At 59.2% G+C, this 19,186-nt stretch carries 18 protein-coding genes; 4 read left to right on the top strand and 14 right to left on the bottom strand.

Annotation, left to right across the window (positions count from 1 at the left end):
* Nucleotides 1-117 precede the first annotated feature (117 nt).
* The 6 genes from CQ018_RS19050 to CQ018_RS19075 form a co-directional block, all read right to left on the bottom strand.
* Nucleotides 118-1,914 (bottom strand): DEAD/DEAH box helicase, encoded by a 1,797-nt coding sequence (locus CQ018_RS19050; protein ID WP_181150015.1) that lies wholly within the window; start codon nt 1,912-1,914, stop codon nt 118-120.
* Nucleotides 1,915-1,996: 82 nt separating this feature from the next.
* On the bottom strand, nt 1,997-2,293 hold the full coding sequence (locus CQ018_RS19055) for a DUF3039 domain-containing protein (RefSeq protein WP_105551597.1): 297 nt from the start codon (nt 2,291-2,293) through the stop codon (nt 1,997-1,999).
* A 123-nt stretch (nt 2,294-2,416) separates the two neighbouring features.
* Nucleotides 2,417-3,985 carry a transporter gene (locus CQ018_RS19060; RefSeq protein ID WP_105551598.1) on the bottom strand — a complete coding sequence of 523 codons (1,569 nt, stop codon included), beginning with the start codon at nt 3,983-3,985 and terminating at the stop codon, nt 2,417-2,419.
* A complete protein-coding gene (locus tag CQ018_RS19065; protein ID WP_105551599.1) occupies nt 3,967-4,746 on the bottom strand; it encodes an ABC transporter ATP-binding protein in 780 nt (259 codons plus the stop codon). Before CQ018_RS19065 ends, CQ018_RS19060 begins: the two co-directional genes overlap by 19 nt.
* 335 nt (nt 4,747-5,081) lie before the next feature.
* Complete coding sequence (locus CQ018_RS19070; RefSeq protein ID WP_258142769.1) at nt 5,082-6,005, bottom strand: tetratricopeptide repeat protein; 924 nt, start codon at nt 6,003-6,005, stop codon at nt 5,082-5,084.
* A 169-nt stretch (nt 6,006-6,174) separates the two neighbouring features.
* The gene (locus tag CQ018_RS19075; RefSeq protein WP_105551600.1) at nt 6,175-7,884 is read right to left on the bottom strand and encodes a hypothetical protein; all 1,710 of its coding nucleotides are present in this window, start codon (nt 7,882-7,884) and stop codon (nt 6,175-6,177) included.
* Between the two features lie 224 nt (nt 7,885-8,108).
* Between CQ018_RS19075 and CQ018_RS19080 the strand changes: the two genes are divergently transcribed.
* Nucleotides 8,109-9,479 carry an AI-2E family transporter gene (locus tag CQ018_RS19080; RefSeq protein ID WP_374954223.1) on the top strand — a complete coding sequence of 457 codons (1,371 nt, stop codon included), beginning with the start codon at nt 8,109-8,111 and terminating at the stop codon, nt 9,477-9,479.
* A 109-nt stretch (nt 9,480-9,588) separates the two neighbouring features.
* On the opposite strand, the gene CQ018_RS19085 is transcribed toward CQ018_RS19080, so the two are convergent.
* On the bottom strand, nt 9,589-9,939 hold the full coding sequence (locus CQ018_RS19085) for a hypothetical protein (RefSeq protein ID WP_105551602.1): 351 nt from the start codon (nt 9,937-9,939) through the stop codon (nt 9,589-9,591).
* 142 nt (nt 9,940-10,081) lie between these two features.
* Between CQ018_RS19085 and nucS the strand changes: the two genes are divergently transcribed.
* The 3 genes from nucS to CQ018_RS19100 all read left to right on the top strand — a co-directional run bounded on the left by nucS (nt 10,082) and on the right by CQ018_RS19100 (nt 12,655).
* On the top strand, nt 10,082-10,777 hold the full coding sequence (gene nucS / locus CQ018_RS19090; RefSeq protein ID WP_105551639.1) for an endonuclease NucS: 696 nt from the start codon (nt 10,082-10,084) through the stop codon (nt 10,775-10,777).
* Between the two features lie 227 nt (nt 10,778-11,004).
* The gene (gene nagA, locus CQ018_RS19095; RefSeq protein ID WP_105551603.1) at nt 11,005-12,240 is read left to right on the top strand and encodes an N-acetylglucosamine-6-phosphate deacetylase; all 1,236 of its coding nucleotides are present in this window, start codon (nt 11,005-11,007) and stop codon (nt 12,238-12,240) included.
* A gap of 211 nt (nt 12,241-12,451) precedes the next feature.
* Nucleotides 12,452-12,655 carry a cold-shock protein gene (locus CQ018_RS19100; RefSeq protein ID WP_068735141.1) on the top strand — a complete coding sequence of 68 codons (204 nt, stop codon included), beginning with the start codon at nt 12,452-12,454 and terminating at the stop codon, nt 12,653-12,655.
* Nucleotides 12,656-12,802: 147 nt separating this feature from the next.
* On the opposite strand, the gene CQ018_RS19105 is transcribed toward CQ018_RS19100, so the two are convergent.
* The 7 genes from CQ018_RS19105 to CQ018_RS19135 form a co-directional block, all read right to left on the bottom strand.
* The gene (locus tag CQ018_RS19105; RefSeq protein WP_258142772.1) at nt 12,803-13,240 is read right to left on the bottom strand and encodes a DUF2550 domain-containing protein; all 438 of its coding nucleotides are present in this window, start codon (nt 13,238-13,240) and stop codon (nt 12,803-12,805) included.
* Nucleotides 13,241-13,247: 7 nt separating this feature from the next.
* Nucleotides 13,248-13,532: a F0F1 ATP synthase subunit epsilon gene (locus CQ018_RS19110; RefSeq protein ID WP_105551604.1), complete on the bottom strand. Its 285-nt coding sequence runs from the start codon at nt 13,530-13,532 to the stop codon at nt 13,248-13,250.
* 2 nt (nt 13,533-13,534) lie between these two features.
* A complete protein-coding gene (gene atpD / locus CQ018_RS19115) occupies nt 13,535-14,992 on the bottom strand; it encodes a F0F1 ATP synthase subunit beta (RefSeq protein ID WP_105551605.1) in 1,458 nt (485 codons plus the stop codon).
* Between the two features lie 60 nt (nt 14,993-15,052).
* The gene (locus tag CQ018_RS19120; RefSeq protein ID WP_105551606.1) at nt 15,053-15,946 is read right to left on the bottom strand and encodes a F0F1 ATP synthase subunit gamma; all 894 of its coding nucleotides are present in this window, start codon (nt 15,944-15,946) and stop codon (nt 15,053-15,055) included.
* Between the two features lie 78 nt (nt 15,947-16,024).
* Nucleotides 16,025-17,662, bottom strand: a complete 1,638-nt coding sequence (atpA, locus tag CQ018_RS19125) for a F0F1 ATP synthase subunit alpha (protein WP_105551607.1) — start codon at nt 17,660-17,662, stop codon at nt 16,025-16,027.
* A 115-nt stretch (nt 17,663-17,777) separates the two neighbouring features.
* Complete coding sequence (locus CQ018_RS19130) at nt 17,778-18,590, bottom strand: F0F1 ATP synthase subunit delta (RefSeq protein WP_105551608.1); 813 nt, start codon at nt 18,588-18,590, stop codon at nt 17,778-17,780.
* A complete protein-coding gene (locus CQ018_RS19135) occupies nt 18,590-19,144 on the bottom strand; it encodes a F0F1 ATP synthase subunit B (protein ID WP_105551609.1) in 555 nt (184 codons plus the stop codon). Before CQ018_RS19135 ends, CQ018_RS19130 begins: the two co-directional genes overlap by 1 nt.
* Nucleotides 19,145-19,186: the final 42 nt, after the last annotated feature.

The raw sequence follows: 19,186 nt of genomic DNA on the forward strand, positions 1-19,186 counted from the left end.
GAACTACTTTTACGCATGAAAAACTCCCCGAAAGTAAGGAACTGAATTAGTCAGTCCAACTTTCGGGGAGCAGTTCAAATAGTGTTCCTTTAGCGCCAACCCCCTTCGGCCAGTGAACTACTTCTTACCGATGAACCAGCCCTGCAGCTTGTTCAGGCGCGTTTGCAGCTGTTCGGCATTTGCCTGGGCCACGGCCGGCCCACCGCACACCTCACGCAACTTAGTGTGAATAACACCGTGCGGGGTTCCGGTTCGCGCACTCCACGCCGAAACGTTGCGGGAGAGCTGCGAACGCATGTCAAGCAACGCTCGGTGATCAATCACCGGTGCCTCGGGCGCAGCTTCCGCGTCCTTGCGCACCTTACGTCGGGTCACCTGATCGGCCTGCCGCTGACGCAACAGCACACCCACCTGCTCGGCATCTAGCAGCCCCGGGATCCCCAGGAAGTCTTGTTCTTCCTCGGAGCCCACCGCACCACCGGTGCCAAATTCGCCACCGTCAAAGAGCACCCGGTCAAAGGAGGCCTGCGAGTGCAGTGCCTCAAACTTTTGTTTGGTCAGCTCATCGCTGGCCTTTTCCTCCCGATTGGCCTCAGCCATCAGGTCCTCTTCCGGGTTGTAATCCGGGTCATCGAGGTGCTTCTCGGGCCGATCAAGCGCGTGGTCGCGTTCGGCTTCCATCTCATTGGCCAACGCCATCAAGATTGGCACCGAAGGCAGGAATACGCTGGCGACTTCGCCGCGCTTACGGCTTCGCACATAACGGCCGATGGCCTGGGCGAAAAACAGCGGGGTGGAAGTGGAGGTCGCGTATACGCCAACGCACAAACGCGGGACGTCAACGCCTTCGGACACCATGCGCACCGCTACCATCCAGCGCGAATCACCGGCGGAAAAATCATCAATCTTTTTTGATGCTCCGGAGTCATCGGAGAGGATAGTTGTCACCTTTTCCCCGGTGATCTTCTCCAGCTGGGCGGCATAACCGCGTGCGTCCTCGTGGTCGGTGGCGATCACCAGCCCACCGGCATCGGGCACCGTGCGGCGGACCTGAGTCAGCCGTTTATCGGCGGCGGCAAGTACCGAGGGAATCCAGTCTCCCCCGGGGTCGAGCGCGGTACGCCAAGCGTGCGCCGTAACGTCCTTGGTGAAACCCTCGCCCAGCTGGGCTTCCATTTCTTCACCGCTGCTGGTCTTCCAACGCATATTGCCCGAGTACGCCATGAAAAGCACCGGTCGCACCACATGGTCTTTGAGCGCATTGCCGTAACCGTAGGTGTAATCGGCCTTGGAACGACGAATCCCATCGGCCCCTTCGGCGTATTCGACAAAGGGAATCGCCGCGGTATCGGAACGGAACGGGGTGCCGGTCAGCGCCAAGCGGCGGGTCGCCGGCTCAAAGGCCTCACGGATTCCATCGCCCCAGCTCAAAGCGTCACCACCGTGGTGGATCTCATCGAGGATTACCAACGTGCGGGCGGCCTCGGTCTTGGCGCGGTGCAGGATGGGCTTGGAGGCCACCTGAGCGTAGGTGAGCACCACGCCGATGTAGCCATCGCCGTGACGTCCATCGGCGTTCTTAAAGTTCGGGTCAATCGCAAGCCCGACGCGGCCCGCGGCATCGGCCCACTGCTTTTTCAGGTGGTCGGTGGGGGCCACTACGATGATGCGATTGACGGTTTTGGCGTCGACTAGCATTTTGGCCAGGCGTAGCGCGAAGGTTGTTTTACCTGCACCGGGGGTTGCCACGGCCAAGAAGTCCCGCGGCTGGGTGGCAAAATATTTATCCAGCGCTTCTGCCTGCCAGGCACGTAGCTTGGGCCCGGTACCCCAAGCGGCTCGTTCGGGGTACGCCGGAGGAAGTCGATCCTCCATGGGCAGCTTGTCTCCCAAGGAGAACAATGTATCGGTCATGCACACACCCTTCGTGGCGCTCGAAAAGCAACACCCCGCGCGCAGGCACGGGGGTAGCTAGGAACTTGGTTGGTGTGTTGTATTACTTCTTGCCCTTGTCTCCGCCACCGGAAAGGGATTCGTAAATCTCCTTGCACTCGGGGCAGACCGGGAACTTGTTTGGATCGCGGCCAGGTACCCAGACCTTGCCGCACAGCGCGATCACTGCGTCGCCGGTAAAGGCGGACTCCATGATCTTTTCTTTTTGCACGTAGTGGGCAAAGCGTTCGTGGTCGCCGGCCTCTACTTCTTGGGCCAGTTCGGTGCGCTCCAAGGTGGTGGCACCGCCACCGGAAGTTGTGCGCGGGTCATCTGTGAACGGATCAAGGGGCATGCTCATAGCTCCAAGTCTAACAACCATCGCAAACAAACGGTGGGCGAATCTGAGGTGCGGTAAGTCGCACCCAAATCCGCCCACCGGCTCTGGCTCAATTGCCCGCCATGGGGTAGAGCCACACAAGAGCTACTTATTAACCATGACCGCTTGCATCAATTCCGGCATCCGGTTTTCCATCCAGCGTCCACCTAAGCGGATACCGATGAGCAAAAATACGCTTCCCAGTACGATGCCAACACCCAGCGCCAGCCAGCCAAAGAGCTCATTACCGGTCACCATCTGCGCAATGGCGAGTCCTATCACGGGAATCAGCAGCACAAACATGATCCCGAAGGTCGCCAACTGGGTTACCGCCATGCGGGCACCGGCACCGGGAGGCGTCTTGAACGGGCTTTCTCCGGGCAGCGGCACCGAGTAGGTGAAACGTGCCGAGGCCACCGAGGAAACTCCGAGCCCGCCGAGTAGCGCGCATAGCGAGATACCAAGCAGCAGGGGCAGCATGTACATTCGGTCGAGGAATACCGGTGGCAGAATTGCTGCCAAGAGCGTGACCGGCAGGGCGATGAGCCCACAGGCAATCACGCGTCCGGTCCTGTCGGCAACACCGCTGACCCCGGTCAGCACGTGAAGCGAGAAAGCCGTTGAGTCATAGGAAATATCGGCCGAGATTGAGAACGCCATCAGGATCGCCAGCATCGGCCCAAGCCACATCATGATTATGGTGCTGCCGGTATTGACCGAAGCAAAGTAGATGATCACCGGTAGCAGCGGAACAATCACGATGCTCGCCGCATAGCGCGGGTCCTTGAGCCAGTAGGTCATGGTACGTGCAGCCACCGCACCGGTGGGCGTCGAGGGGAAAATATTGAACATTCCCATGCCCACGGCCTTGGCACTGGTCTTCGGTGCCATCGGGTTTTCCATGGCCTTGTGCAGCCCGCGTTCCCATGCCCACACCACCAGTGCCAAGTAACCAAGTCCAAGTACGAAGCGTGCAAGCCCTACCAGCAGCGCACCGCTTGCAAGGTCTCCGGGAACCGCAGCAAAGGCACCCAGTGGGGTCCACCCCAGCACCGCGGAAACCGTCGGTAGCCAGTCGAGTGCAGATTCAAATCCACCCATAGAGGTGCTGATGATCGGGCCCAGCAGAATCAGTGGAATGATCGCGATGATCCCGGCAACGTCCTTGAATTTACGTGATCCGGTCAGCTGCGTCATCGAGGTTGTCGACCAGCGCGCCAGCGCCAAGCACATCAGTGCACTGAGCAAACCACAGATCACGGCAGCCACCATGGCCGCAATATTCGCGCGCCAGGCCAGTGTCTGGCCAAGGAGCAGTAGCAGCGTCAAGACACCGGGGATTCCGATGAATCCGGAAAGCAAAAGCCCGGTAGCAAGCTTGGGCCGCGAGAGCGTAAAGGTTGTAAAGCGTGCCGGGTCTAGCGTCAGGTCAACGCCGAAGGCGACAAGCGGGATAACCGTCCAACCAAGGGTAATCAGCGAAACCGCAAGCACCAGGTACATGGCAATTTCGTTTGGTTCCCGGGTGCCTAGGTAGAAGAGTCCAACGCCGAGCATCGCGATGACACCCAACCCGTAGAGCCCACCGATAATGACCCCAACCAGCTGCCAGGGACTGCGTTTGAAGGAGTTGCGCAGCAGGAGAAGTTTGAGTTTTAGGAGGTGTGCAACCATGACAAGCCCTCATTTGTGCCGCGTCCGCCCACCAGATCGACGAAGCGATCTTCGAGCGACTGGTCCCCGCGGACCTCATCGACGGATCCGGCTGCCAGCAAGTTGCCATTGGCGATCACCGCAACGTGCGAACACATGCGTTGGACCAGATCCATGACGTGGGAAGAAACGATGACGGTGCCACCGTGCGAGACATAATCGGAGAGAATGTCACGAATATTTGCTGCGGAGACCGGGTCTACTGCCTCGAATGGTTCATCGAGCACCAGCACGCGTGGCGAGTGGATCAGCGCGGTGGCCAAGGCAATCTTCTTGGTCATACCCGCCGAGTAGTCAACGACGAGCTTGCTTCCGGCATCATCTAGGTCAAGGACGCGCAAGAGATCTTCGGTTCGCTCATCGACCGTCGCCCGGTCCATGCCGCGTAACAGTCCGGAATAGGTGACAAGTTGGCGTCCCGAAAGCCGATCAAAGAGCCGTACCCCATCGGCGAGCACACCAAGTGAGGCCTTGGCCCTCATGGGTTCTGCCCACACGTCGATTCCATGGATCCACGCTTGACCAGCGTCGGGGCGCATCAGCCCGGTCGCCATCGATAAGGCCGTCGTTTTGCCGGCGCCATTTGGCCCCACCAATCCAAAAAATGAACCGCTGGGCACGTCAAGTGAAATGCCGTTGACTGCGACCTTTTCACCAAAGCGCTTGCCCAGGGAGCGAATCGACAAGGCTGCCGTGCTGGGGTCTAGATAAGAGTTGCTCATACGTAAAAAATATCAGCGCACTTGGGCAAAAGTAGTCATCATAACGGACTAATCTGCACCGCTAAGCTCAAACTTTTGCCTCCGCTGGTTCAGCCCTAGGGCACGAATTCGCTCCGCTCACGTGGCCAGCTCCCCGGGCGGTTCCCCCGGAATTGCGCCGGAACCGTTGCCCGGGCTTGCCGAGGTGCTAACCCACCCATGGCAAGGGGCACCATCTCGCCTCGGTCAACTTCAACATGCGGCCAAGACTCGTCGCAGTCTCAAAGCACATTGGGTTCACCTGAGATGAGATGACGCCCCAAAAAACTCATTGCCACATGGGCACGGGACGTGGATTAGAAGAGCACCCGAGCCAGCTTCTGCCGCGAAGCTACAACTCGTTCATCGTTGGTGCCAACAATCGAGTACAGCTCCACCAGACGCGCCCGTGCAGCCTCACGCTCATCACCAAAGTTTCGCCCGATGAAGTTCACCAGACGGCCGAAGGCGTCCTCGACGTGTCCGCCCATGACATCCATGTCGGCAACGGCAAGCTGCGCGTTGAGATCATCGGGATTCTGCGCACCCGTGGCGCGCACCGCAGCAAGATCCTGGTCCTGGGTGCGGATCAGCAAACGCACCTGATTCAGCCCGATGGCGGCATCGGTATCATTTGGCTTCTCATTAAGCGCGTGCTTGTAGGCGATTTCCGCCGCCGTGTAATCTCCGGCTTCGATGGCCTCGAGCGCGGCCTGGTGCAGCGGAGGCAACGGTACCTCGGCCGGAGCCTGGGACCCGGTGCTAAATGGTGGCACGGTGCCTGCAACCCCATGCTGGGCACCCAGGGATAGCAGCTCATCGAGAAGCGACTGAATCTGACTGACCTCGGCACTGCCCTGGAACATCGGCACCGGCTGGCCGTTGATCAGCGCGATGACCGAGGGCACCTGCGTGACCTGGAAGGCCTGCGCAATTTGCGGTTCAGCCTCAGCATCGACGGTTGCCAGCACCGCGGTACCCGCCTTGGCGTTGATCACGACGGCTAACAGCTCATCTAGTTGGACCGAGGCCGGGGACCGCGGGCTACCCAAGGACACGATCACGGGGACCTGCTGCGAGAGCGCAACAATCTCCGGGAAGAGTTCCTGATCAATCTTCCGGACCCAGCTGGGGGTACCGGCGGTGGTTTCAATTGGCTCGGGTGCGTTCTTTTTCAGGGCGCCCAGGTCGATGGCGCCGCGCGAGGAAGGTGCTGTGGGTTCAGGCATGCTGGTGGTCATGCTTCTACTTTAGGCCGAGCCACCCCCGGGGGCGAAAACTCGCAGGTACGCAGAAGGCGGGATTTCGCGAATTTGATAATCGCTAAATCCCGCCCTAGCTCATTGCTACTTGCCGCGCTTGAGAACTGCTGCGGCGCTCAGGTTCTTCACACGCCCTTGGGCACCGTGCCTATTTCAGCAGCTTGGCGCCCTTGGTAATGACCTCGGCAGCAACAACACTGATCTTGTCCTTTGAATCCGCCGCCGGGATGAAGATCAGCATCGGCTCTCCGTAGCTGATCTCAATCCCCTTCGTGGTTTCCTTCTCACCGGTGATCTTCGCCGTCACGTCATCTAGTCCGATGGTGCCACCGGTTTCCTTCGGCTTTGCGGTTGTCACGGCCGTGAAGTTACCTGAAACGAGGGCTCCACCACCGGGCACTGAAAGCACTACAGTGTCCTTCTCGTTGACGGTGCGCTTGAAGGTGATCTTTGCATCCTTGTTCTTGCTCACCAGATCCGTTTGACCCTTGGCGCTCAAGGTCAGGAATGCCGACTTGGTGAAATCATCGCTGTTCTTTGACTTCGCATCGTCCATCACACCGGCAAGTCGGCTCAAGGCCTCTTTCGGGGCGACGCTCAGGCCCGACGCATCGGCCTTTGACATCTGCACATCGGGGTCTCCCACGGCAATGCCCGGGAAGGTGGACCCTGGGAGCATCGGGGTTGCAAACACGAGCTTGTAGTTATCTCGGGGGTTTTCCTGAGTCAGCGTCAACGCCATCGGGATGGTTGTGGCTTCGGTGTCCTTGGCGGTTACCACCATGATGGAGCGTGGGAATTCGGCGTTCTCTTGGGCGGGAACGGCCGCGGAACGGATCACCGAGGTATCGATCCCCAGCGGTCCATCTAGTTTGACGCCATCGGCGCGCAACTTGTAATTTTCGCTGCGCAAGACCTTCAAAGCACCGGCCGTGCGGTCTGCGAGATCGGCTTCCTTGGTGGATTTATCAGCAGCTGTCACCGAATTTGCCGTCGCCTCAAGGATGCGTTCAAGCTGCGTTTGCAACACTACCGGGAACACTTGAGGTGTTTCGCCCGGTGAGTCCGATGCCGCGGGACTGGCCGGGGTTTCACTTGCGGCAGCAAATGCTGGGCCCGAAGGAAGCGCGACCATGGCAAGCACGCCGAGGGTTGCAACGCTCTTTTTCAAGGTGCCCGGGTTCTTTGGCTCGGCTACCTGTGGCAGGGAGCCGGTGTCGGTACCCGGTGCCCGGCCTGCGGCGCGGCGACCGGTCCCGGATCCCCCGCGTGGACGTACCGCTGCAGCGGCCAAACCGGCAATGAGCAATAAGGCGCCGATGATCATCAGCGGCATCGAGTAGGGGGTTGCGGTATCCCCGGCCCACGTCACCGAGATATCGGTGGGGGCTGCCGCCTTACCATCGGCAGCCAAAAGTAGCGTCCAAGACCCGTTGTCTGGGTTGGTCCAGTGGTAGGTCATTTCCTGATCGGCTTTCTCGGTGGCCTCAAAGATGTCCCCGCCCACCGGGTTTGGCACGCTTTCCTCACCGGTGACTGCCTGAGCGTCGAGCACCTGGTCAGTTGCGTTGACCCCTGTGATGTTGGTGTGGGCGGCCTTGCCAACCCACGCTTGTGCATCGGAAGACCGGATCAAAGAGGCGCTAAATTCGCCCTCGCCCTTGATGGAGATTGTCGATGGCTGACCATTAACGGCACCGACACCTGCCTGGATGAGCGTCACGGGAGCGGGCGCTGGAGGCTGGGAGAAGGAAGCGGTCAGCGTCTCGGGCGGAGCCCAGATGGTTCGCTGACCGATGCCCACTACCAGGGCTGCAAGCCCTAGAATGATCGCGATCGCTGAAAAGATCTTTCGCACAATTACACCTAACGGAACGGGGGTCGAGATTCGGCCTCAGTGTGCCAACGGATTCACATTCCAGATGTCGGCACGCATTCAGTCTAACGAGTCCACCTAACAAAGTGTTCCGATCTGTTAGCAGAACCACCATCTTTTATGCACTAAAGCTTAATCACATTACTTATCGGCGACTATGCCCGATGTGCACCGGTAATGTCGGGCACTCGTATTATGCTCGGGCTGTGACTACAGACAATGGCGATGAAACACGAGAACCGGGGCCAGCAGGTGGGCCCGCGGAAGGTACAGCTGCCGGGGATATAGAAATTCCCGGGAAACTCACGGGCAAGGAATCTGTGAAAGGTTCGCTTCCCGCTGCCGATGCCGCACGGGCTGCTGCCGCTGCCCAGCGAAATTCCGCACCCCAGCAACGCTCATCTAGCACTCCCCTCTGGCGCAAGCTCGTGGGCCGCACGCAGCGTAGCTTCGATCTGCGCATCAAGCCGCCGGCCGACTTCGGCTTCCCGCCGGTCCCCCCGCACGATCCAACCCAAGAACCGGTGCCGGCAGCATCCGGACCGCAGGCACATCCCGTGGCCTTCGGCTTCCTCTTTACGGTGGGTGTTGGGCTAGCACTACTTGGCTACTTCCTGCTGACAAATGTTGGATCCCTCGTCATCTGGATTGCCGTGGCACTGTTCATTGCTCTGGGCCTTGACCCGATTGTGCGGTTCTTTATTGCTCGCGGGCTGTCACGCACCGTCGGTGTGCTGATCACCATCGTCCTGCTGCTGGGCGTTGCCGGCGGGCTCATCGGCACCATCATCCCCACCATCGTCACCCAAACCTCACAATTTATTGAGCGCGCCCCAGAAATTGTTGATGGATTTTTGAAATCCGAGTTCTTTGTCAATCTCGACAAGCAATATCAGGTCTCCGATCGCATCAGCGAGGAAATCACCAAGTTCTTTTCCGATACAGGTGCCGTCGGTGGCATTTTCGGCGGCGTGCTGGGTGTGGGCTCAGTGGTGGCTCAGGGCATGTTTGGCGCACTGATCGTCCTGGTCCTTGCGATCTACTTCCTGGCTTCGCTACCGGCGCTCAAAGCCTTCGGTTATCGGCTGGCTCCGCGCTCTAAACGCGAAAGTGTACAAAAGCTCGGCGACACGATCACCCGATCGGTGGGTAACTACGTGATGGGTCAGGCCTTTGTTGCACTGCTCAATGCCGCAGTTGCGCTGACCTTGATGAGCATCCTCAAGGTGCCATTCGCCGCGCTGCTGACCATGTTCGTGGCCATCTTGGCCTTCATCCCGTTGGTAGGCGCCGTCATCGCCGGCATCCTCGTGTCGCTGATTTCCTTGACATTGGGCTGGCAGAGCGCTGTCATCTACGCCGCCTGTTACTTCTCCTACCTACAGCTTGAGGCGTATTTTGTCTCCCCTCGGGTCATGCAAAAGGCTGTATCGGTGCCCGGCGCCGTCGCGGTGATTTCGGTCATTGCTGGCGGAACGCTGCTAGGTGTTGCCGGCGCGTTAATGGCAATTCCCACGGCTGCCGCTGCAATGCTCATCTTGCGCGAGGTATTCATCACCCGACAAGATCAACGTTGAGCCCCCGAGGGCAACGCTTAGGGCCGCACACACGGCCCGGAGCGTTGCCCCAGGCCGTAGTTGACGCGCGCGGCCACTAGTCGTTAGCGACCGCCTCAAAAGTAGCCAATCAGTACTTATAGGAACGGGAATCCCAGCACTTGGGATGCCAATGCCGACGCGCCTGAGCCGAGGCATCGTCACCCGACCAATGATCGGCACGCCACGCAACAAGATGTTCGATGCCCGGCTTGATAAATTGTCCGCACCCCGGGCACTTGTACGTCTTGGCGGCACTCGTTGCCGAAATTTTACGCACATGCCATTGTCCATCGGGTGCGTCCTGCAAGCGCTGGACGCCGTAGCGTGCCTTTTCCAACCATGGTTCATCGGCGTCAAGACTCGGACGGGTCCACTTATTGGTCCGTCCCCCACGGGTTGCCGGGGTACTTGAGCGACGGGGACGGTTCGAACGGGCCATATGATCAATTCTCCCTCACATTTTCCATGCCCGCGTCAGCGTACGCTTCCGCGGCGTGCTCCCCCTCCTTAACCGCGATGCCGCAGCACCGAAAGGATGGCACAAGAATCTTCCCTCGGTAAAAACCGGTAGAGTGCTCGTTGTGCGTTTAGTGATTGCCAAGTGTTCAGTTGATTATGAGGGCCGCCTGCGAGCCCACCTCCCCCTAGCGACCCGTCTGTTGATGGTCAAGGCCGATGGTTCGGTGCTGGTGCACTCCGACGGCGGCTCCTACAAGCCGCTGAACTGGATGAGCCCGCCCGCCGTGATGCGCGTGGTGGAACCCGATGAGGAGCAGGCAGCCGAGGGTGATATTGAGCTCTGGCATGTTGCCCATCAAAAGTCAGATGACCGATTGATCGTGCACATCCATGAGATCATTCACGACACCGAGCACAACTTGGGTACCGACCCCGGGCTCATCAAGGACGGCGCCGAGGCCGATCTGCAGCGCCTGTTGGCCGACCAGATTGAAACAGTTGGCACCGGCTACACGTTGATCCGCCGCGAGTACATGACGGCCATCGGCCCGGTCGACATTCTTGCCCGCGATGCAGGTGGCGCCACGGTGGCCATCGAGCTGAAGCGCAATGGCGATATCGACGGCGTCGAGCAGCTCACGCGCTACCTTGAACTGCTCAACCGTGACCCACTGCTCAAGCCGGTGCGCGGCATCTTTGCAGCACAAAAGATCAAGCCGCAGGCCCGCACGCTGGCCACTGATCGCGGCATCGACTGCCTGATTCTTGATTACGATGCAATGCGCGGGGTCGATGACAGCGCCTCACGCCTGTTCTAACCTCACCACCGGTCATCGATGGCCCCACCCCCGTTGACCGGTGGTGGGCCCCTCATTGGCTGCGGTGCTAGTGGACTGGGCCGTTGAGCACGAAACCGGCCGAGCGAACATGACTACGTCTCCAATGCTCTCTGCCGGGTTGCGATAAGGCGGATCCGATGGGGCACCTGCGCAACATCTTCGCCAGCTTAGGGCCCTATGTGCCGTGCCCCACTAGACTGGGGTCTATGAACTCCACAGCTTCCCCCGCACGCTTTGCCTTTACCGCTCGGCTAGTCTCCCACGGCACCGAAATCCCCGAGGGCGTCATCGCCATCGATGGCAACCGCATTGCATTTGTGGGTAATTCAACAGAGTTCGCCTTCCTCGAGGATTCTGAATCCTTTGAGCTGCGCCACACGAAGCCAGGAACCATCATCACCCCCGGGCTGATCGACCTGCACTGCCATGGTGCCGTCGGTGCGGATTTCCCCTCGGGTGACCCAGTTGCCATCGCCAAGGCCATCGATTTTTTGCACCGCGCCGGAACCACCACGCTCCTGGCTTCGCTGGTGACAGCCGATCGCGATGACATGCTTGCCTCGGCACGTGTGCTCTCCGAATTTGCGCAGCGCGGAGATATTGCTGGTATCCACGCGGAGGGCCCCTTCCTTTCCGAGGTGCGCTGCGGTGCCCAGGATCCTGCCTTCCTTTCCGATCCCCAGCCGGACTTTGTTGATGCGCTGATCGATGCCTCCGCCGGACAGCTACGCACCATGACCTATGCCCCGGAGAGGGCAAACGCCGATGCGCTGGTTGAGCAGCTGGTCTCCCAGGGAGTCGTCCCCTCGCTAGGTCATACCGATGCCTCTGCAAGCACCGTCACCGCCTCCTTGGAGCTGGCCCGTGAGGAACTCTCAAGTGCCGGCGTCGACGGCTTTACCGAGCGCCCCACCATCACTCACCTCTTCAATGGAATGCCCCAGCTTCATCACCGCGCCCCCGGACCGGTTGCCGCCTGCCTAGAGCTTGCAGCCGCGCACAAGATCATCGTTGAGTTGATTGCCGATGGCGTGCACCTTGACCCCGTCACCGTGCGTACCGTCTTTAATCTGGTGGGAGCCGATTCGGTGGCGCTGGTTACAGATTCTATGGCTGCGGCGGGACTGGCGGATGGCCAGTACTCGTTGGGCCCGGCCCAGGTGACGGTGTCCAACGGTGAGGCCCGTCTGGCAACTAACGGATCGCTGGCCGGGGGCACTGCGACAATGCTCGATGTACTGCGTCATACCGTCAGCGCAGGTGTCCCACTTGCAGAAGCGGTACTCTCGGCAACTAAGGTTCCTGCCGAGGTGCTGGGGCTTATCGACGAGGCGGGCCGCTTGCATCAGGGCTTCACCGCAGACCTGCTGATTCTCGATGAGACACTGAATTTGCTGCAGGTAATCCGTAACGGCGAATCAATTTATGAAGCTTCTGTTTAGCGCCCGACACAAAAGTGTTGACCCAGATCACATCCACATGTGATGCTTGACTCAGTCTTTGTGTTGGTTAGTCATACCCGCCAAAGTCAGGTTGCGGGTGTTTGGGGACTGAAACGGTTCATTCCGGTTCAGTATTCTTCTCACTGCTTTACCACTCACGGCCGATACACGGTGTGTCGGCCAGTTTTACGCACTACATGAGGAGAAATACATGGCTCAGGGAACCGTGAAGTGGTTCAATGCCGAAAAGGGATTCGGCTTTATCACTCCGGATGGCGCCGAGGCTGACGTGTTCGTTCACTACTCGGAAATCCAGACCAATGGTTTCCGCACGCTGGAAGAAAACCAGCGCGTGGAATTCGAAGTTGGCCAGGGTGCCAAGGGTCCACAGGCTACCGGCGTCGTCGGTCTCTAAAGGACTTCACTTCAGTCTCTTTGAACCCCCTGAGTCGATGAACCCGCTGGCGGGAGTATCGAGGCAGGATTAGAGCACAAAAGCAGTGGGTCGGGATGAATAAAATCATCCCGACCCACTGCTTTTTGCTGTGAAACTTGGTTGTGCTTAGTCTTGCCGCCAGGTGCCGACACCCGCTACGGGTCCGGCCTCCAGCCAGGCCGAGAGACCGTTGTAGGTCTCATAGTCCATGGCAAGGCGTATTTCTCGGCCCTCGTACGTCATCAGCACGATGACATTTCCGGGCTGCACCAGGTGCTTTTCAGTGTCTTCCGGCTTACGCCAGCCATTGATCTCAATGGAGGAACGCAAGAACTTGTGCACCGGAATTGGGGAAACGGAAAAGAGCTTGAGAAACTCAAGCTCTCCGGGACCATAACGAGCGATAACCATCATCCACTTCCCGGGGGTCGTGGAGATGGAACCGTCGAAAGTGCCAAGAGTGCGCCGTAACTGAATACGGCGCACTCCCATGGCACCCAAAAACATCACTACCAGCACCAAGAGTGCCAGAACGATGAGTACGGGAATGCCGAGTTCGTTCAAGGCAGGACTATCGAGTTCCCGCCGGGGCTGATTCCGCCATGACGGCGTTATCGGCAACGATCACCACACGGTTGGCATCAACGGAGAAGAACCCGCCGTCAACCTGGACGGTGAACCGGGAGCCGGAAACCGGATCGATTTCCATGTCCCCGGCAGCAAGCACGGCCAACATCGGGCTGTGACCGGGAAGGATCCCGATCTCACCCTCGCTGGAACGTCCCTTGACCAGTTTTGCCGCACCGGACCACACGAAGTGATCGGCTGCAACAATTTCGACTTGGAGTTCGGCCATGATTACTTGGTCGATTCCTGGATCTTGGCCCACTGGCGTTCGACATCGTCCATGCCGCCAATGTTGAAGAATGCCTGTTCGGCGATGTGGTCAACGTCGCCGTTGCAGATCGCGTTGAAGCCTTCGATGGTGTCCTTGATGGCAACCGTCGAACCCTCGACACCGGTGAACTGCTTAGCAGTGTAGGTGTTCTGGGACAGGAACTGCTGGATGCGACGTGCGCGCGATACAACAATCTTGTCTTCTTCGGACAGTTCGTCAACACCGAGGATGGCGATGATGTCCTGCAGTTCCTTGTTCTTCTGAAGGATCTGCTTGACGCGCACCGCGGTGTTGTAGTGGTCGTGACCAACGTACTGCGGGTCAAGGATACGCGAGGTTGAAGTCAGCGGATCGATGGCCGGGTACAGACCACGGGAAGCGATTTCACGGGAAAGTTCCGTGGTCGCGTCCAAGTGGGCGAAGGTCGCTGCCGGGGCCGGGTCGGTGTAGTCATCGGCAGGCACGTAAACGGCCTGCATCGAGGTGATCGAGTGGCCCTTGGTCGAGGTGATGCGCTCCTGCAGGAGGCCCATCTCGTCGGCAAGGTTCGGCTGGTAGCCCACTGCGGAAGGCATACGACCCAGCAGGGTCGAAACTTCCGAGCCGGCCTGGGTGAAGCGGAAGATGTTGTCGATGAAGAGCAACACGTCCTGGTTCTGCACATCGCGGAAGTATTCCGCCATGGTCAGCGCCGAGAGTGCAACGCGCAGACGGGTTCCTGGCGGCTCATCCATCTGACCGAACACCAGTGCGGTGTCCTTCAGAACGTTGGCTTCTTCCATTTCGACCCAGAGGTCATTACCTTCACGGGTGCGCTCGCCAACACCGGCGAATACCGAGGTACCACCGAAGTTACGTGCAACACGGGTGATCATTTCCTGGATCAGAACCGTCTTACCCACGCCTGCACCGCCGAACAGACCAATCTTACCGCCCTTGATGTAGGGGGTCAGAAGGTCAATCGACTTGATGCCGGTCTCGAGCATTTCGGTCGAGCCTTCGAGGCTCGCGAAGCTCGGGGCCTTGCGGTGGATTGGCCAGCGCTCGGTGATTTCGAGTTCCGAAGCTGCAACGTCGAGCGGTTCGCCCAAGACGTTGAAGATGTGACCCTTGACGACGTTGCCGACGGGTACGGAAATCGCGGAACCAGAATCGAGCACCGAGGCACCGCGGACAAGTCCGTCGGTTGCCTGCAGTGCGATTGCACGAACCATTGAGTCACCGAGGTGCTGGCTGGTTTCGAAGGTGATGGTCTTGGTTACGCCGTTGAGGGTCAGCTCAGCGGTCAACGCATTGTAAATTGCAGGCAGGGAGTCGGCGGGGAATTCGACGTCGACAACCGGGCCGATAACGCGTGCGATACGACCGGATGCACCGGTCGAAGCAGCGGTACCCTGCTCGTTAAGTTGGGCAGTCATCTCTCTCTCACTTCATTTGTGTAGATGGCGTGGATGTAAGTGTGTGGGAAAACTCTGAAATTAGCCGTTCAGCGCGTCAGCGCCGGCAACAATTTCGGAGAGTTCCTGGGTAACCTCGGCCTGGCGGGCGTTGTTACGAAGACGCGTGTACTTCTTGATGAGCTCGTTGGCGTTATCACCAGCGGTCTTCATGGCGCGCTGGCGTGCTGCGAGCTCGGAAGCCGCTGCCTGCAACATAGCGTTGAAGATACGTGACTCGATGTACCGCGGAAGCAGTGCATCAAGCACCTGCTCCGGTTCCGGCTCGTATTCGTAGAGCGGCAGCAGCTCATCGGCAGGAGTTTCTTCTTCCTGTTCGACGACCTCAAGCGGCAGCAAACGAATGACCGTCGGTTCCTGAACGACCATCGACTTGAACTGGGTGTAAACAACATGGATTTCATCCACGCCGCCCACTTCAAAATCATCGGCAAAGTCCTTGAGCAGGACCTGGCCAAGCTCGCGTGCGGTTTCAAACTCCGGGGCGTCGGTTCCACCGGTCCACACCTTCGCGTAATCGCGTCCGCGGAATTCAAAGTACGCCTGAGCCTTGCGGCCGACCAGGTAGGTCTTGACGTCCTTGCCTTCTTCACGGAGCAATTCAACGAGGTGCTCTGCCTGCTTCAAGACGCTGGCGGAGTAGGACCCGGCGAGTCCGCGGTCCGAGGTCATGACCAGCACTGCCGCGCGACGGATTGATTCCGGCTCGGTGGTCAGTGGGTGATCGATCTCGGACTGTGACGCGACGGCAGTAACAGCACGGGTAATCGCATTGGCGTACGGCAGCGATGCCGAGACACGCGCACGTGCCTTGCCAATACGGGAAGTAGCGATCAGTTCCATCGCCTTGAAGATCTTGCCCATCGACGTTGTCGATGCAATCTTCTGGCGGTAGACCCGAATCTGGGCTCCCATGTTTGTCCTTTCCTTATCCCTTTGTAGGGGTTGCCGCGCCGCGCTTGGCGGCGCGGCAACCCTTACTCAAAGGTGATGTCAGCGCTTTTGCTTGACGATCTTTTCCTGGTCGACGGACTCTTCAGCCAAGGCTGCGAATTCTTCGCGGCCTGCGGCGACGAGCTGGTCGTCACCCTCACCGAAGAAGCCGGCCTTGAAGGAGGCGATGTTCGACTTGAGCGATTCGACGGTTTCGTCTTCGAGCTTGCCGGTTTCAGCAATTACCGTCAGCACCGAGGTGCGGTGACGCAAGTGCTCAAGGAAGCCTGTTTCGAAGCGGCGAACGTCTTCAACCGGGACGTCGTCCAGGTAGCCGTTGGTACCGGCCCACACGGAAACAACCTGGTTCTCAACCGGGAACGGTGCGTACTGTCCCTGCTTGAGCAGTTCCATCAGGCGTGCACCACGGGTCAGCTGCTGCTTGGAAGCGGCATCAAGGTCCGAGGCGAACATGGCGAATGCCTGCATGTCGCGGTACTGAGCCAATTCAAGCTTCAAGGTACCGGCAACCTTCTTCATGGCCTTGATCTGTGCCGAACCGCCCACGCGGGACACCGATACACCCACGTCAACAGCTGGACGCTGGTTGGCGTTGAAGAGGTCGGACTGCAAGAAGATCTGACCATCGGTAATCGAGATGACGTTGGTCGGAATGAAGGCCGAGACGTCGTTTGCCTTGGTTTCGATGATCGGCAGACCGGTCATCGAGCCTGCACCGAGCTCGTCGGAGAGCTTGGCACAACGTTCGAGCAAGCGGGAGTGCAAGTAGAACACGTCGCCCGGGTATGCTTCGCGTCCTGGCGGACGGCGCAGCAGCAGGGAAACAGCGCGGTAGGCTTCGGCCTGCTTGGACAGATCATCAAAGACGATCAGAACGTGCTTGCCGTCGTACATCCACTGCTGGCCAATGGCCGAGCCGGCGTACGGTGCCAGGTACTTGAAACCAGCCGGGTCAGATGCCGGTGAGGCAACGATGGTGGTGTATTCGAGTGCACCGTGATCTTCAAGGGTCTGGCGCACCGCAGCAATGGTCGAAGCCTTCTGACCAATTGCTACGTAGATGCAGCGAACCTGCTTGTTGGTGTCACCCGAGGCCCAGTTGGCCTTCTGGTTGATGATTGCATCCACGGCCAGAGCGGTCTTACCGGTCTGACGGTCACCAATGATCAGCTGACGCTGGCCACGGCCGATCGGGATCATCGCGTCGATGGCCTTCATACCGGTCTGCAGCGGTTCGTGAACCGACTTACGCTCGGTCACGCCTGGAGCCTGAGCTTCCAGTGCGCGACGTCCGGTGGCAGCAATCGGACCCAGGTCATCAATTGGCTCGCCCAGCGGGTCAACAACGCGACCCAGGAAGGCGTCGCCCACCGGAACCGAGAGGATCTCGCCGGTGCGCTCTACGCGCTGGCCTTCTTCGATGCCGGTGAAGTCGCCAAGGACAACAACACCAATATCGCGGGTGTCAAGGTTCTGGGCCAGGCCCAGGGTGCCGTCTTCGAAGCGAAGCAGCTCATTTGCCATGACGGAGGGAAGACCCTCCACCTTGGCGATACCGTCACTTGCCGTGGTTACGCGGCCGACCTCGGTGCGCTCTGCTTTGCCCGGTTCGTAGGACGCTGCGAACTCATTCAAGGCATTGCGGACGTCGTCGGCGTTGATGGTCAAATCGGCCATCTGCAGTCCCTGCTCTCCTAAGTTGTGATTACCGCGGTTCTATCGTGTGCGGTAACCGAAAATTGATTCAGTCTATGGTGACTGGCTGGCAGGCAGACCCTTTTAGGGGGTCTACCTAGCCTGCCAACTGGCGGCGAAGATCCGACACGCGGGTAGCGATCGAAGCGTCAACCACTTCATCGCCTACCTTCACGCGGATACCGCCGACTAGTTCAGGGTCGATGTTGATGTTGATTTTCAAGTCTCGACCGTAAAGGTTATTCAGGCCTGCCTGCAGGCGCGTGAATTGCTGCGCGGTAAGGGCACGAGTGACGCTTACCTGGGCAATCCAGCGATCCTGACGCTTAGCCACCAATTCCACGAAGCGCTCCACGAGTGCAACGGGCTTGAGCCCGCGCGGTGAAGCGACGGCCTGGCGGATCAGCAGTGCAGATGCGTCACTGGCATTCGGGACAAGCTTCAGCGCCAGAGCGCTTTTGGCTTCCGTCGTTGCCTGAGCATCATCAAGTGCACGCTGCAGATCATGACTGGACTCAACAACACGGATGAACGCGAAGAGGTCTTCTTCGAGCCTCTCCAGGCCAGCGGAACCGCCATCACGCTCGGCGACCATGATTGCCGCGTGAGCAGCAACGGTCTCCAATGCATCGCCAATGTCTCGTGCCGAGCTCCAACGCGAGGTGGCAAGCGATGCGACGGTAGCCTCGGCGTCGGCCGAAACCTTTCCGCCGAAGAGCTGGGTTACAAGCCCGGCCTTCTCAGTTGCCCCGCGTGCGGGATCAGTCAGTGCGCGACGTAGGCCTGCATTACTATCGACGACCGAAAGGACATCGAATAGCTGTGAGGACAATTCCAAGGACGCGTGTGCAAGCTTGGTTTCCAACGACGCCAGCGCCGCGGCGAGTGACTCGCTCGATACACCTGCCATTAGTTCGATGCACCTGCGTTCTGCTGGTTTTCCAGATCGGACAGGAACTTATCGACCACGCGGGAAGCGCGCTCGTCGTTCTCAAGAGCGTCATCGACGATCTTGCTGGCCAGTGATGTTGCCAGCGTTCCAACCTCGGCGCGCAGCGAGGTAACTGCTGCAACGCGCTCGGCTTCGATGGCGCGGTGTGCCTGCTCGGTAATGCGAGCCGACTCGTCTGCTGCCTTGGCCTTCAATTCCGCAAGGATCTGGGCACCTTCGGTGCGTGCATCTTCACGGATGTTGTTGGCTTCGGTGCGTGCTTCCAGCAGCTGTGCCTTGTACTGAGCCAGGATGGCGTCGGCTTCGGCCTGTGCGGCCTCTGCCTTCTCAAGTCCACCCTCGATGGCCGTGACACGGTCCTGGTAGGACTTCTCGAATGCCGGGGCAATCTTCTTGACCACGATGAACAGCAGGACAGCGAAGCCTGCAGCGGTGACAAGAATTTCCCACGGGTTCGGAAGCAGCGGGTTTGCGCCCGCACCTGCAGCGAGGATCAATTCGTTGCTGATCATTCTCACTCTTCCTTATCTCTTAGGTTTCCAATTGCAATAGCC

Origin of the sequence: Arthrobacter sp. MYb227, from assembly GCF_002975435.1 — a bacterium.
In the GTDB taxonomy this organism is placed as follows: Bacteria; Actinomycetota; Actinomycetes; order Actinomycetales; family Micrococcaceae; genus Paeniglutamicibacter.